General features: G+C 31.5%; 13 protein-coding genes. 5 read left to right on the top strand and 8 right to left on the bottom strand.

What is annotated here, in order from left to right:
• Positions 1-5: 5 nt before the first annotated feature.
• From FF125_RS06490 to FF125_RS06470, 5 genes are all read left to right on the top strand, one after another.
• Positions 6-923: a helix-hairpin-helix domain-containing protein gene (locus tag FF125_RS06490; protein WP_138948999.1), complete on the top strand. Its 918-nt coding sequence runs from the start codon at positions 6-8 to the stop codon at positions 921-923.
• A gap of 189 nt (positions 924-1,112) precedes the next feature.
• Entirely contained in the window at positions 1,113-1,937 is an 825-nt protein-coding gene (locus FF125_RS06485) for a hypothetical protein (RefSeq protein ID WP_138948998.1), read from the top strand.
• 302 nt (positions 1,938-2,239) lie between these two features.
• Entirely contained in the window at positions 2,240-3,379 is a 1,140-nt protein-coding gene (locus tag FF125_RS06480) for an acyl-CoA dehydrogenase family protein (protein ID WP_138948997.1), read from the top strand.
• An 81-nt stretch (positions 3,380-3,460) separates the two neighbouring features.
• Entirely contained in the window at positions 3,461-4,981 is a 1,521-nt protein-coding gene (locus FF125_RS06475; protein WP_138948996.1) for a bifunctional GNAT family N-acetyltransferase/carbon-nitrogen hydrolase family protein, read from the top strand.
• Between the two features lie 68 nt (positions 4,982-5,049).
• Positions 5,050-5,610: a pentapeptide repeat-containing protein gene (locus FF125_RS06470; RefSeq protein WP_138948995.1), complete on the top strand. Its 561-nt coding sequence runs from the start codon at positions 5,050-5,052 to the stop codon at positions 5,608-5,610.
• A 46-nt stretch (positions 5,611-5,656) separates the two neighbouring features.
• Here the strand turns inward: FF125_RS06470 and FF125_RS06465 are convergent, their stop codons facing one another.
• The 8 genes from FF125_RS06465 to FF125_RS06430 form a co-directional block, all read right to left on the bottom strand.
• A complete protein-coding gene (locus FF125_RS06465; protein WP_175418877.1) occupies positions 5,657-7,045 on the bottom strand; it encodes a M16 family metallopeptidase in 1,389 nt (462 codons plus the stop codon).
• Between the two features lie 38 nt (positions 7,046-7,083).
• A complete protein-coding gene (locus tag FF125_RS06460; RefSeq protein WP_138948993.1) occupies positions 7,084-8,394 on the bottom strand; it encodes a M16 family metallopeptidase in 1,311 nt (436 codons plus the stop codon).
• A 310-nt stretch (positions 8,395-8,704) separates the two neighbouring features.
• Positions 8,705-10,360 (bottom strand): ArnT family glycosyltransferase, encoded by a 1,656-nt coding sequence (locus tag FF125_RS06455; RefSeq protein WP_250629697.1) that lies wholly within the window; start codon positions 10,358-10,360, stop codon positions 8,705-8,707.
• Positions 10,361-10,481: 121 nt separating this feature from the next.
• Positions 10,482-12,242, bottom strand: coding sequence for an APC family permease (locus FF125_RS06450; RefSeq protein ID WP_138948992.1), 1,761 nt, complete (start codon positions 12,240-12,242; stop codon positions 10,482-10,484).
• A 29-nt stretch (positions 12,243-12,271) separates the two neighbouring features.
• Complete coding sequence (locus tag FF125_RS06445) at positions 12,272-13,684, bottom strand: CCA tRNA nucleotidyltransferase (protein ID WP_138948991.1); 1,413 nt, start codon at positions 13,682-13,684, stop codon at positions 12,272-12,274.
• Positions 13,685-13,689: 5 nt separating this feature from the next.
• Positions 13,690-14,250, bottom strand: a complete 561-nt coding sequence (locus tag FF125_RS06440; protein WP_138948990.1) for an L-threonylcarbamoyladenylate synthase — start codon at positions 14,248-14,250, stop codon at positions 13,690-13,692.
• Positions 14,247-15,146: an ATP-grasp fold amidoligase family protein gene (locus FF125_RS06435; protein ID WP_138948989.1), complete on the bottom strand. Its 900-nt coding sequence runs from the start codon at positions 15,144-15,146 to the stop codon at positions 14,247-14,249. Before FF125_RS06435 ends, FF125_RS06440 begins: the two co-directional genes overlap by 4 nt.
• Before the next feature lie 5 nt (positions 15,147-15,151).
• A complete protein-coding gene (locus FF125_RS06430; RefSeq protein ID WP_138948988.1) occupies positions 15,152-16,192 on the bottom strand; it encodes a CDP-glycerol glycerophosphotransferase family protein in 1,041 nt (346 codons plus the stop codon).
• Positions 16,193-16,194 lie beyond the last annotated feature (2 nt).

Below are 16,194 nucleotides of genomic sequence, written 5' to 3'. Positions count from 1 at the left end.
ATAATATGAAATCCCATTTCTGGTTTAACAAAAGCCAACGGAATGGGATTTTCTTTTTGGCATTAATTATAATTACCCTTCAACTTATATATTTTTTTGTTATCCCCAAATTTGAAAATAAGGACTCCATAGATAGTATGGAAATCATACAGATTCAACATAAAATTGATTCTATTAAAAGAATTAAAATAGCCGAAAAAGAAAACAAATCTATTCCAAAAATATACCCGTTTAATCCAAGTTATTTAACCGATGCTAAAGGATATCAATTAGGGCTTAATATTGACGAAATTGACAGATTATTAGCACATCGAGCAGCAGGTAAATTTGTAAATTCCGCCAAACAATTTCAAGAAATAACAAAAATATCAGACAGCTTACTGGCCGTAATCGCTCCGTATTTTAAATTTCCAGATTGGATTACAAATCCTAAAAAAAAATCTAATACATGGAAGGAAAAAGAGCGTACTATTTCAAGTACCGCTGATAATTCAACTACAGAAGATAAAAATAAAGCTATTGTAATTGGCGATTTAAATTCTGTAACAGCTGAAGAGTTGAAATCAATTAACGGTATAGGTGAAAAATTAGCAAAACGAATTATTGACTATCGTAAAAAATTAAGTGGTTTTTCTTTTAATACCCAACTCTACGAAGTTTATTACTTAGATAAGCAGGTTGCAGATAAGGTTCTGCTCCGATACAACGTATTATCAAAACCATCAATTACAAAAATAAATGTAAACACGGCAACATTTAAAGAGGTACTGTCAATTGTTTATATTGATTATGAACTTACCAAAAAAATATTCGAATATAAAGACGAAGTTGCTGAAATTCAATTGATAGAAGAACTCAAAAAAATACCCGACTTTCCCATAGATAAATTTGATAGCATAGCACTATATCTCGAGGCTAAATAAATATACTGGACCTTTCTATTCATTATAAACACTGAGTATCCCAAGCTACTTATCCATTATATATAGCAAAGAATTACAACTCCATTCAACCTTGAATTTAAAGACTTATTATAGAGTTTTACAACTATCACAAGACAATAAAAAACAGTAAATCGTGTTTATAATTAAAATTTAAAATAAATAAAAACTATGGGATTAAAAGGTATGTTTTCAAAATTATTAAAAGGTATGACTCCGGCATTTGACACCGAAGATTATACATATGAGCAGCTAAAAGATATGGAAAAACAAGGTTATGATGTAAAAGAACTTTTAGAAAAATATGAAAAAGGTGAAAACAAACACCAACTCTTAAATCGTTTACGATTTGAAGATGTGGCAATGGATATTAGTAAAATACCTAATGCAACCGATGTTAGTAGGCTAATCCCTTTTATGAATAAACGACTTGACCCCAATTCAGATTTAATTAAGAAAAGTATTTCAGTCCCATTAATGGGAAAAGATAAATGGATTAAAAATCTGGAAGAAGGTGAAGTAATTCTATCTACAGTTGTGCAATGTGCTCCACAACTTTGGGAAGTAAATGAAGATATTGGTTATGCCATGTTAGTATGTGCATTGGTTGAAAATAATGAATTCAAAAATAACCCTTCGTTTTTAAAAACAATAAGTAAATTACTAAATGATTTCAGAGACGCAGAAGAATTACCAACTGGTTTATCTGAGAAAATGATTCAACTTCATAAAGATTTAGATGACCCCGATTCTACCTTTGACATTAAAATTGATCAAACACTATTAGATGCTTTTAATGTGGAATTTGAAAACAAGAAAGTAACATCAAGTGACATTAGAGTAGCCACTATTGGTTTTTCTGATAGTCAAAATGAAAAATTACCAAGAAAAGCAATTCCATCTGACGGTTTACTTCCATTCATTGCCTTTAAAGATAGAAACGAATTTCACGTAAATAACTACAACGTTGTGAATGGTTCATTATATACTGCATAATCCTAAATAATCTAATTACTTTTAAGGTATTTTTTTTTATTTCAAATCCCATTTTAGGTCTAGAAAAACCAAAAATGGGATTTTTATTTCTTCCAAACTTAGGGTTATCTCATAACGCCTAAGGGCTTTTTAGCAAATATTAAGACGTAAAAACAGTTAAAAAAAATACCAGACTTTCCCATAGATAAATTTGATAGAATAGCACTATATTTGGGGGCTCGTTAGCTAGTAATTTTGAACTATTAATCTATTAGATTAATTCACAGAATTCCTTTAAACGAAAAAACAATTAAAACACTATTATGAATTTTGAATATTCTGAAGAACAAAACCATATAGCTGAAGCGGCTAAAGAATTTGCTGAAAAATATATTCGTCCACATATTATGGAATGGGATGAGGCACAAACATTTCCTGTTTCCTTGTTTAAAAAAGCTGGTGAATTAGGCTTTATGGGGGTTTTCGTTTCTGAAGAATATGGTGGCTCAGGTTTAGGTTATCATGAATACATCGCTATTATTGAAGAAATATCTAAAGTTGATCCATCCATTGGATTATCTATTGCTGCACATAATTCATTATGTACAGGACATATTAATTACTTCGGTAATGAAGAACAAAAGAAAAAATGGTTACCTAAATTAGCTTCTGCTGAATGGATTGGTGCTTGGGGATTAACGGAACACAATACAGGTTCTGATGCCGGTGGCATGAATACCACAGCGGTGAAAGACGGTGATTATTATGTTCTTAATGGTGCAAAAAACTTTATCACCCATGGTATAAGTGGAGATGTTGCTGTTATTATGGCGAGAACAGGAGAAAAAGGAGATTCACGTGGCATGTCTGCTTTTGTAATTGAAAAAGGTACAAAGGGTTTTTCTTCTGGTAAAAAAGAAGATAAATTGGGAATGAGAGCTTCTGAAACTGCCGAACTTATTTTTGATAATTGCCGTGTTCATAAAGATAACTTATTAGGTATTGAAGGTAACGGTTTTGTACAAGCATTGAAGGTACTCGATGGTGGTAGAATTTCTATCGGAGCACTAAGTCTAGGTATTGCAAAAGGTGCTTACGAAGCAGCTTTAAAATATTCGAAAGAACGTGTACAATTTGGAAAACCAATAAGTTCGTTTCAAGGTATTTCTTTTAAATTGGCAGATATGGCCACAGAAATTGAAGCCTCTGAACTCTTATTACACAAAGCTGCATATTTAAAAAACACGGGGAAAAGTGTTACCAAAATTGGAGCCATGGCAAAAATGTATTCCTCAGAAGTATGTGTTAAAGTAGCGAACGAAGCTGTACAAATTCATGGTGGTTATGGTTATACCAAAGAATTTCCTGTAGAGAAATTTTATAGAGATTCTAAATTATGTACTATTGGTGAGGGTACTACCGAAATTCAAAAACTGGTTATTGCCAGAAATATTTTAAAATAAAAATTACTCGTCACTCCACGTAAAAAAAGTGGAACTCGAAAATATCAATACTGTTTTATCTTAAATTTTTATTCTTCGTTTATGCAAGATATAGAAAACATTGAGTTAACCTATTTAAGTTTAGATGATTATCAAGAACTTAAAGAAGTAATGATTGCTTCTTACACCAATATGCCAAACAGCTATTGGAAAGAGTCACAAATAAATACTTTAATTAGACTATTCCCTGAAGGGCAAGTCGTTATAAAAATTAACAATCAAATTGCCGGTTGTGCATTATCAATTATCATTGATTATGCTCAATTTGACGAAAAGAACACTTATAAAGAACTTACAGGTAACTATACCTTTAGCACGCATACAAAAAAAGGCGATGTTTTATATGGTATTGAGGTTTTTATCAAACCTGAATTTAGAGGAATGCGTTTAGGTAGACGCTTGTATGATTACCGAAAAGAGCTCTGTGAACGCTTAAATTTAAGAGGGGTAGCTTTTGGTGGTCGCATTCCTAATTATCATAAATATAAAGAAGAATTAACTCCAAAAGAGTATTTAAATAAAGTGAAGAGGAAAGAGATTCATGATCCTGTTTTAAATTTTCAGATTTCAAATGATTTTCATCCTACAAAAATTTTAAAAAATTATTTAGAGGATGATACGGCCTCTGACGCCTATGCTGTTTTATTAGAATGGGATAATATTTATTTTGAAAAACAACAAAAAAAAGCAAGTATCGTCAAAAAAATTGTCCGCCTAGGATTGATTCAATGGCAAATGCGTCCTTATAAAAATCTAGACGAACTGTTGCAACAAGCAGAATTCTTTATTGATGCCGTATCTGGATACAGATCAGATTTCGCTTTGTTCCCTGAGTTTTTTAATGCTCCATTAATGGCAGGTAACAACCACTTGCCTACCCCTGATGCTATCAGAGAATTGGCAGGATATACCGAAGCTATTGTTCAAAAATTTTCTTCACTAGCTATTTCTTATAACATCAATATTATTTCTGGTAGTTTACCTGAAATGAGAGATGATAGACTCTATAACGTAGGTTATTTGTGCCGTAGAGATGGTACCGTTGAACGTTATGAAAAATTACACGTTACCCCTGATGAAGCAAAAGTTTGGGGAATGGTTGGCGGTAATCAATTAAAAACTTTTGATACTGACTGTGGTAAAATAGGTATCTTAATTTGTTACGATGTAGAGTTTCCTGAGTTAAGTAGGTTATTAGCAGATGAAGGTATGGACATTTTGTTTGTCCCCTTTTTAACAGATACACAAAATGGCTATTCAAGAGTACGTAATTGTGCTCAAGCAAGAGCTATTGAAAACGAATGTTATGTAGCCATTGCAGGTAGTGTTGGTAATTTACCAAAGGTACATAATATGGATATCCAGTTTGCTCAATCTATGGTATTTACACCTTGTGATTTTGCCTTTCCCACCAATGGAATAAAAGCAGAGGCAACGCAAAACTCCGAAATGATTTTAATAGCAGATGTTGATATTGATTTATTACGTGAACTTCATCAATTTGGAAGCGTAAAAAACTTAAAAGACAGACGAAAAGACCTTTTTGAGTTGAGAAAAAAATAAACCAATTCAAATGCCACATGAAGATGTGGCATTTTTTTATTTTGACCTTGAATAATATTTAAATAACAATGATTGAAAGCCAAACATTTAAGAAAAAAAATTACACCGCAAGTCCTTTACCTCAAGACGAGTATGAAGATTGTACTTTTATAGATTGTATCTTTTCAAATACAGACCTCTCCTCCATTTCATTTGTGGATTGCTCATTTGTTGATTGCGACTTAAGCTCTGCGAAAATTTATGCAACCATATTTAATGAAGTTGAGTTTACCAATTGTAAGCTTTTAGGACTGCCTTTTGACAGTGCAAACAAGTTTACTTTTATTGCATCATTTACCGATTGTCAATTAGATTTTGCTTCTTTTTACCAACGTAAATTAAAAAATCAAAACTTTATAGATTGTAGTTTAAAAGAAGTTGATTTTTCAGGTGCTGAACTTTCTAATGCTCAGTTTAAGAATTGCAACTTGGAAAATGCCAACTTTGAAAACACAAACCTTGAGAAAGCTGATTTTACTACCGCTTATAATTTTAGTATTGACCCTGAAAAAAACAAGATAAAAGGAGGGCAGTTTTCAGCCAACCAACTGGAAGGGTTATTAAAAAAATATCATTTAAAAATAAATTAAAATGGTTTCTTTTGAAGAATAACCCTCATTTTTTTAGAGATATGGACTAATACTCCCCAGTAATTTCCTCTTTTATTTCCACATTAATTACCTTTCCATATTTTTTAGCGATATCCTTAATGGCTTCTGTTTTTCCTATGAGCACAAACTGCAGTTTATCTTTAGGAAAATATGTTTTAATAATTTCATTCGCTTTTGTTAAGTTTATGGCATCCACATTTTTTTCAAAATCATTAATAAACGATTTATCAAAATCAAACCAAAACATTTCAGACAGTAATCCAGCTAACTGACCTGTAGTCTCATAATCAGGTGGAAATTGTCCTTTTACGTAGTTTTTAGCAGAAGTCAACCCCTTTTCATCCAATCCGTTTTCATGTAGATTATGTAAGACCTCTAATGTTTTATCAATGGCCTGTTCTGTAGTTTCAAGAGCTGTAAACGTACTGATGTAAAAAGTACCACTATAACGATACGTATTAAATCGACTACCTGCTCCATATGTTAAACCCGAATTTACCCTCAATTCGTCATTTAACATAGAAGTAAATCTACCTCCAAAAAGTGTATTCACGATATCAATACCAATATAATCAGGGTTGTTTCTACTAATTCCTTTACCTCCAATATAAAACGTAGTTTCTTTGGCATCGTCTTTATTTACTAATAATACCTTAGCCTCGTTATAAGGAACCACTGGTTGCGATACTAAATTTTCAAGGGTCTTACCTTTTTTCCAACTTGAAAACAATTTTGAAATCGATTTTTTCATTTCTTTTGTAGAAAAATCACCAACAATACTAATGGCGGCATTATTTGGTAAATAATGTGTTTTGTAAAAGTTTTTCACATCATTAACCGATAATTGGCTCACTGTAGATTCTAACCCGTTTATTTTATTACTGTAAACATGATTACCATAAATTAATTTATTGTTATAATCTCCTATTACAGAACGCGGACTTTCCTTTTCTTGAGTTAAAGATACTAATGTTCTTGCCTTTGCTTTTTCAAATTCAGTAACATCAAAAGTGGGAGTAATTAAAATTTCCTTTATTAGATTTAAAACCAACTCCTCATCCTTGGTGGCAAATTTTGATGACAAACCTGCATATTCTTTCCCTGAATAGGTAGAGATAGATGCACCAACATAATCTAACGCTTCATCTAATTTACTTTTAGTATAATTTTTAGTTCCATGTTTTAAGGCATTTGCCGTTAACGAAGCAACACCCGATTGGCTATTGTCATAAATAGCCCCAGCAGGTAATATTACAGACACACTTATTACAGGTACGTCATGTTGCTCCATTAAATTAACAGCGAGTCCGTTAGACAATGTAAATGTTGTATAATCAGGTAATTTATATGATTGTGCTTGTATATTTAAAGCCATTACAAGTAATGAACAAAATAAAATCGTTGTTTTTCGCATTGCTTTCATTATTCAGATTTTGATTTTTTTAACACTAATTATTCTTCAACATTGGCTTTTAAAACACCAACTGTTCTGTTACTTTTAGTAAAATATTTTTTTGCTACACGTTTAACATCATCAATCGTAACTTTATTAAAATTTGCTGGAGCATCAAACATTTTTTTATAGTCTCCAAAAAAGAGTTCGTAGGTCCCAATATTATTCGATTTACCATCAATAGTCTCTACTTGATTATAGAATTCCATTAACTTCTGATTTTTAATTTTTTGAAGTTCCTTTTCTGTAATTCCCTCTTCTTTGATCTTATCAAGTACATCATAAATAGTTTTTTCAACAGTATCCGTAGACACTTCTTGATTTGACACTACATAAAAATTAAAGAGATAAGGATCAAAGCTTAAGCCATAATCGGTAAATATTCCATTTGCCAATTGACTATCTACCAACGCTTTGTACAATCTAGAAGAATTACCACTCGTAAGAATAGAACTTAAAATATCTAAGGCGTAATAATCATCATTCTTCGCTTCAGGTGTATGGTAGCCTATCATCATATATGGTGCTGCTACATCTTTTTGAACCGTAATTCGTCTTTCGCCTGTTTGAGCAGGTTCTACAATAAAAACTTTAGGTGGCTCTGGCTGAGCAGGTATTGGTTCCATATATTTTTTTGCCAAACGCTTTACCTCTTCTGTTTTAACGGCACCTGAAATGACTACCACACAATTGTTAGGAGCATAATAGGTTTTAAAATAGCGTTCTAAATCACCTTGAGTCCAATGTTTCATATCATCTTCATATCCAATAACTGGCCAATGATAGGGATGCTCTTGAAAAGCAGTTGCTTGAACAGCTTCACCTAATGATCTCCATGGTGAATTTTCAAGACCTGTACGTCGTTCACTTAAAACCACTCCCCTTTCACTTTCAACCATGTTCGGGTCAATACTTAAGTTTTCAATACGATCACTTTCTAAATCAAAAATAGTTTCGAGTGCTGAAACAGGAAACCAATCGGTGTACACCGTTACATTCTCCGTAGTATATGCATTATTTGAACCTCCATTAAACTCCATGGTTTGATCAAATAACTTCGGTCCGTACTTCTTTGCTCCATTGAACATCATGTGTTCAAAGAAATGAGAAAGTCCAGTAATTCCCTGATGTTCATTACGACTGCCCACTTTATAGAATGAGTACATATTGGCATTGGGGATTGAAAAGTCTTCTACTACTAAAAATTTCATACCATTTTCTAGCGTAAATGTTTTTACATCATCAACCTTCATTTGAGCAAAAGTGATTGACATGCAAAAAAGCAGCATCGGGAAAATTATTTTTTTCATATCTATTAAAGCCTATTTATTAATAATCAATTATATTCAAAGATAAGTGAAAACATATAATGTTTCTGTGGAGTTTATTAAAAAATGTGTCACATCTAACTAAACTAGATTTACAACAAATGATCTGCTAATAAACTACTGATAATCAATTCAAAACACTTCTAACTTTACTATTAAAAAAATCATCATTTATTTGATGTAGTTAAAAAATAGTAAGAATCAATTTATTTATTTTAGATATTAATATTAAATATAGAGTAAACGAACTGAATAATTATTCTTTTGATTTCTTAGAACATAACAAGAACAGTTACATTCTTCTTTCAAAAATATAATAAACATTCAATAATCTATTCTTATATTTTTTAGACGTTTCTGAAACTCTATTTAAATTATACGTTGTTATTTTATGTATCATAAAATTATTTCCTAAGTTCAGTAAAACTCGTTCATCTAAAGGCTCTGCAGTCAATAGTCCAAATTTATGCTCTATTGGTAATTTGTCTATACCTTCCTCTAAAGAAATAAAAGGTATTTTCCCACCAAAATACCAAATCATTTCTGGCGAAATATAATTATTCCCATAAATTTTAAACCCCTGTCTTTCTGCTTCGGTTTTAAGATCAGAAATGGAATTGTAGCTCGTGCTCCTAAAACTTTCGGCAAGCGGTAGAGCTGTCAATAATATACTCGCAAAAAACAGGACAGTCAATCGAAACACTATATTCATATTTTTCCTTTTTAAATAAAAAATAATAAGAACACTAAGCGTAAATAGAACTATGGAAGCAAAAATGTAAGTAAACAAATGATTTGATATATTATCTTTTAAAAAGAGATAGGCTAGTACTGGGAATGTAATTCCAATGCTAGCTATTAAACCAAAATTAAAGTAAACGGGAAATGTTTCTCGCTTATCGGTCATTGTTTTAAAACACCTGATTAAATAATCAATATAAAACCCAATATTTATGGCTAATGGAATTAACATTGGCATTAAATATCTTGATTTCTTTTCTGGAATAATTGACAATAGCACCACTGCTAAAAGTGTCCAAACTAAACTAAATTGATAGGCTTTTAAATGATTTACTCTTGATTTCAAATAGGGGTACAACAAACTGATAAACGCAATAATAGTCCAAATTCCACTTTGTGTAAAAAAGCTCCAATAATAATAAAAGGGCTTAACATTGTAACTAGACCAATTATTCGTTTCATTTTCAGCAATAGCATTAAAAGTATCAACGTCATGTAACCTTATATATAAATACCACCAACCACCTACAATTACTGCTAGTAGAATAACACTTAAATAGGATAAAACTTTCGCTTTAAAATGTTTAAATTTATAGGTAAAACCGTAAGCCAATAAAAAAGGAAGCATTAATGCATATAGGGAAACTGGACCTTTGCTTAATATTGAAAATCCGATAAAACACCCCGCTATTATCGCATGTTTCCAATATTCCCTTTCCTTTTCAAATAACAGAAATAATTGATAAATGGCATAACACATAAACCCATGTGCAAAAATATCCCAAGGTGCTTCAATTGTAATTCCAATAATATAGAAAGAGGTTAAAGCTATAAAACTATTTTGTAAACTTTGTTTAGTATCCTTAACTAATAACTGCGATATTTTAAAAATGCCAATAGCAACTAGCATTACAAACATAATGGACGGTAGCCGTAAGGCAAAAACACTTTTAATTCCGAAAAGTATTCCTGAAAAAGCTGTAAGCCAGGTTGGCAATGGCGGTTTTTGATAACGCGGTTCTCCGTTCATTGTCGTTAGGAACCAGTTACCATCATTTACCATTTCTCGAGCTGTGATAAAATTTCTAGCTTCCATTATAGAAACATCTATAGCATCTAAATTTGGTATAAGCATAATTGCCGTAAACAAACAAATACTTAAAACAGGATATTTTTTAATAAGGTCTATCATGTTAACTGGTTTCATAAATAAGATTTAAACTTAATTACCAATCCTAAAATTCTAATTCTAAAATTTGAAAATAAATTTTTGAAAATAAGTTCAAGACTTCATGTACCTATTGGGAACGAGTATCAGCTTTTAACTTTTAAATAATAAGTCGAACGCCTCCCAATTCTTCAATTCTATATGGAAATTTATCACCAGGAGAACCAATAAACATAAAATTCACGGGTACATTCCATTTTTTAGATAATTCTTGGATTAATTTAGGTGTAAACTCTCCTTCTATTTTCACAAAATCAATATTTATTTCAGGATACTCTCTATCTAAAAAATCAATTTCCATCTCAAGGTTTGGAGGTAAACTTTCACCTTTCCCTAAAACGGTTACAATTTTTATGCGTTTTGTATGTTCGTTTTTACCAACATAAAGCATCACTTTATTTAAACTGGCAATATTATCTCCTCTTGTAAAAAAAACAAATTCTTGGTCGTTAATTTTATTTATTACATCTCTAATTTTTCTATCAGATGAAATTACAAACCTACGTATTGGAGAAAACAAGTAATCAATTGATATTAATACAAGTTTCAACAACAAAGTTCTATTCAACATTGCCATTACAAACAAAATTGTAGGTATAAAATAATACAAAAACACCGAAACATTGCTAGGTGAATTATCCTTAGGTGGTATTGAAATATTGCCAATTAAAGCAATGATAACCGCTGCAATTGCCACCAATACACCGAGCCAAGAAGCCCTTTCAGGTCTTGGTAACTCACTCCTTTTAACTTTTAATAGAATATTACCAATGCCAAATAATGCCATTACAGATAAAAATGAAATTGTATAAACACCAGCCAAAAGTTGCACCTCTCCCTTCGTAAATAATAATACAGAAATTGACAAAATCAGAAACACAATAATGATTCTGTAAGAACTACCTTTTTTATTTTTCTTTAGAAAAAAGGGTGGCATAATACGATCTAAAGCCAACCTTTCTAACAATCCTGTAACCCCTACAAAAGAAGTTAAAACAGCACCACTCAATACCAAAAAGGCATCAACCGCAATTAAATCTGCAATCCACTCCCCTCCTACATGGCTACCCATTTCTATTAATAATGTATTTTGATAATCGGGACTTTGTAACACTGGCAATGCAAATAAAGCCAATGCAAATACAGCCATTAGCGGATTAATAACACTTACTATAATCCACATATTTTTTAGCGTTTTCGGAAAAACCCCTTTTTTCTGTTCTTCAACAAAATTTGCAGAACTTTCAAATCCTGAAACACCAAGCATGGAGGCAGAAAACCCTAAAAATATGGCATTGGTAATACTCCCATGTTCAAGGGGCCAATCCCAATTTTGAAGAAATGTTTCTATACCATTCAGAAATAAGTAAAAAACTATAAACCCCACAAGTATAACTAACGAACCTAAATGAAAGATAAAAATACCAATCGCTACCTTAGCAGACTCAGAAATACCACCAATTACTAAAAAGGCGAATACACTTAGTAAAGCAATAGTGGCTATGATAATTGGCATCGGGGGAACGATATGGTGCAAATAATGAATTGCTTCATTTGCAGATATAACTGCTGTTGCCATATACGATAATAAGGTAAGTGTTGCTGCGAAAGAAGCTGTTCGCTTACTTGTGGTATTTAATAACGCATTATACGCTCCACCATTTAAGGGTAATGCTCCTACGACTTCTCCATATATTTTCCGGAATAGAAAAAGTACAAATGAAACTATTAATAAAGTTATCCATGCATACTGTCCTGCAAAAGCTATGGACAATGCAGATACATATAAAACGGAAGAACTTATATCATTTCCGCTAATAGCTGTAGCTGCTAATTCACTTAATTTAGTTGCTTTCTTCATCTCTAAAGATTTATTGGTAAATAGGTTTTTTACATACCTATTTCCTTAGCCTTTTTTAACATAAATTGATACGCCTCATCGTAATCATTTTTAATTTCTCCCTCGAGTATAGCCTCTTTAATAGCCTCTTTTAAGGTACCTATTTGTCGGCAAGGTTTTAAATTAAAAGTTTTCATAATTAGCTCACCTGTAATTGGTGGTTGAAAATTACGTACTTGATCACGTTCTTCTACATCAGCTATCTTCTCACGTACCATTCTAAAATTATTGAGGTATTGTTTTCTTTTTTTAGCGTTTTGTGTTGTAATATCAGCTTCGCAATGAGTCATTAAATCTTCAATATCCTCACCGGCATCAAAAATTAGACGACGTACCGCAGAATCAGTCACATCTTCAGCCAAAATAACAGGTCTAGAACTCAATAACACTAATTTCTGAACGTATTTCATTTTTTCGTTCAATGGCATTTTTAAACGTTTAAATAATTTATAAACCATTTTTGAACCTACAAATTCGTGTCCATGAAATGTCCAACCTATCTTTTTATCAAATCGTTTTGTGGGTGCTTTGCCAATATCATGCAATAAGGCTGTCCACCGTAACCATAAGTTATCTGTTTTTTCAGAAATATTATCAACCACCTGTAATGTATGGTAAAAATTATCTTTATGAGATTGTCCTTTTTCTTCTTCTACGCCTTTTAAGGCCGTTAATTCTGGCAAAAACCGTCCTAAAAGGTGTGTTTTTTCTAAAAGCTTAAATCCTATCGATGGCTTTGCTGATAATAATATTTTATGCAACTCATCTACAATACGTTCTCTAGTAATAATATCTATCCTATCTGCATTTTTTGTAATCGCATTTAAAGATTTTTTTTCGATAGTAAAATTTAGCTGTGTTGCAAAACGTATAGCACGCATCATCCGTAAAGGATCATCAGAATAAGTAATATCGGGATCTAAGGGTGTTTTTATAATACCATTAGATAAATCTTCCATACCATTGAATGGATCTAACAAATCACCAAAACTACCTTCGTTCAAGCTTAATGCCATTGCGTTTATAGTAAAATCTCTTCGATTTTGGTCATCTTGTAACGTGCCTTCAACCACAATAGGATTCCGACTCTCTCGGGCATATGATTCTTTTCTTGCACCTACAAATTCTACCTCAACCTCTTTATAGCGTAACATAGCTGTACCATATGTTTTGAAAACTTGTACTTCTGGCTTATTTGGTAATAAATTGGCTACATGTTTTGCCAATTCAATACCACTACCTACGGTCACAATATCAATATCTTTGGCTCCACTGTCTCTTTTCAATAAAAAATCACGCACAAAACCACCAATAACATAACTCTCTAAACCGAGTAATTTAGAAGCTTTTGCTATGTATTCAAATATTTCAGAAGTAATTGCTTTTTTGTAGTTCTCTGGCATAAATATTAATCTCTAATTACTACGATCGCTCCATTATCAGAAATTTTTATTATTCTAGAAGGAATAGTAGTAATTTTCTCAAGTTGCAAATTTACCACATAATCAACCGCCTCCAAAATAGATTCATCAATTTCTTTAAAAGAATTAGGGGTAGGCATACCACTAATATTTGCTGAAGTTGAGACTAGAGGATTACCGAGAGTCTCAATTACTTTCTGGCAAAAATCATGTTTAACAATTCTAATGGCCACCGTATTATCTTTGGCGATGACGTTTTTTGCTAACCCGATGGGATCGTTATAAATTATTGTAGTTGGTCTTTCAGAAGTCTTCAGTATTTCGACAACTTCCTCAGGTATATCACTAACGTATTTTTTAAGCATTTCGATGCCATCAACGAGAATGACTAAACTCTTACTTTCGTTACGTTTCTTAATTTCAAATATTCTGGAAACTGCTTTTTCATTTGTAGCATCGCATCCCAAGCCCCAAACGGTATCGGTAGGATAAAGGATTGTTTTACCCAATATCAATTTAGCTAAACTGTGTTTAATTTCTTGTTTCACGAAATAGAGGTTATCACTTTTTGACCTTTAGGAATTTTGGGTAATTCAAGATAATCACCAATAATTTTATTGTACTTCTCTGGCGTAAACTCTTTCTTACAATCTTTAGGATAAAATGTTAGTTCTCCATAATAAGTAACCCCTTTAATTGCATAAAAATCTACTCTCACAAATGGTAGTTTATCAGCCAATATTATGGCAAATTTCTTCATCTCTTCAAAATTCGAAGGTTTAACTACATCTTCCTCTAAAAATGCCATGTCAATTGATTTAAAAGGAAGTTTTTTCCATTCCATATCATAATAACATCTCATATGTTCAGCAGATCTATCAATATCTATTTGAATAAATTTTGGCACGCCATTAAAACAAAAAAACTTATAATCTGATATGGCATCTTTACCAGGTTCTTCCAAATATTTTTCACAAATAATTCTGGGCTTTATATTCTTGTATGCCCATTCATAACCAACTCTGCTATACTGACAATGCTGCATCCATTTTTGCATCTTTAACTTTACATCAGCTACATCTAACGTTGCTTTATCTTTTACAATAATATTTAAACTACTTCCATGAACTCCTTTTAATACAAATTGTTCTGGAAATTTATCAAATTCAACTTTATCTGGAGCGTCATAAACGCCATATAATTCATTCAGGTATTGTGCTCCTATTTTTTCTTTAACATAAGCCCGAGACTCATATTTACAAGCTAATTGAGTTAGTAACGGAACATGATAATACAATTTTAACCATTGAATTTTTTCATTAAATTCAATTGGATTTTTTAGATGTAATTTTTTACCTGTATAATATTTATATCTTAATTTTAGTACCGTGGCATTGGGTAAAAATTTAAAATTTTTTAATATTCTGTAAATTATTCTTGGCATATAGACTATAGCTTGAAATATTTAAATTTTTTACACATTTTATATTTTCTTATCAAATTTAATGGCTTTGACTTTAGTCGTTTCTTCCTGTTCTCTTTTATAAATAAAAGGGTTGCATCAATAACTCTAGCACTTGATTTTCCGTCGTTATACGGATGAATTTCATCCACGTAACTCTTAATATTACTCATTAATTCTTTAGGTAATTCTAAAGCCGATAATATACTTTGTTTTATTTCATCCGCTGTCTTTATATTTATCAAATGCCTTTTAGGATTTTTATTCTTATAAGTAACCACTGGTTTATATTGAATTAAAAATTCAGTAATTACCGAAGAAGTATCAGAAAGCATTACATCGGCTATTTTAAGTGGCTCTAAATCATTTAAATTTTCTATATAAGTAACATTTTTTTCTTTAATAGATTTAAATTTTTTAACAATTTCAATATCCATCTTAGGGTGGAGTGTAATTAACCAATCCCAATTATTCAATTTAATTATTCTCTTTACCTCTTCAAACACGTCATCATCATGAGCTAGACTCATGGATTTAGTAAACGTTGAGGCCACAAGTATTATTGGTCGTTTATTCTCTTTTTTTTGTATTGGAAATAAATCATCAACCTTTGACCATCCTGTTTCTATAACATCAAAGTGTTTATGCTTATAGGATAACTTTTTAAATTCTCTAGTAGTTGAAGGACCTTGCGTACAATACAAATCAAATAAGCCACGAATTCTAAAATGTCCTTTTTTATGACTTCTTTTGTCAACACTAAATCCATGAAATACCTGCACTTTTATTCCTGGAAAAAAATGTGGAATTTCATTGGATGATACTAAATTTATATCCGCATCGTATTCTAAAACTTCTTCTATAGAATTTAATAAGTAGTCATTTGTTTTTAAAAACTTCTTATTTTCTTCAATTTCTATAAACCAAGCCACTTCATACCCCCTTTTTATCAATTCATCTTGTAATGGTCTAACTATAGGAAAACCATATTTATAAGATACATATAATAAAAATTTTGGTTGTAGCATAG

The organism is Aureibaculum algae, assembly GCF_006065315.1.
GTDB classification, from domain to species: domain Bacteria; phylum Bacteroidota; class Bacteroidia; order Flavobacteriales; family Flavobacteriaceae; genus Aureibaculum; species Aureibaculum algae.
Note: the sequence above shows the minus strand (reverse complement) of the source record. Positions and strands in the feature narration are given on the sequence as shown.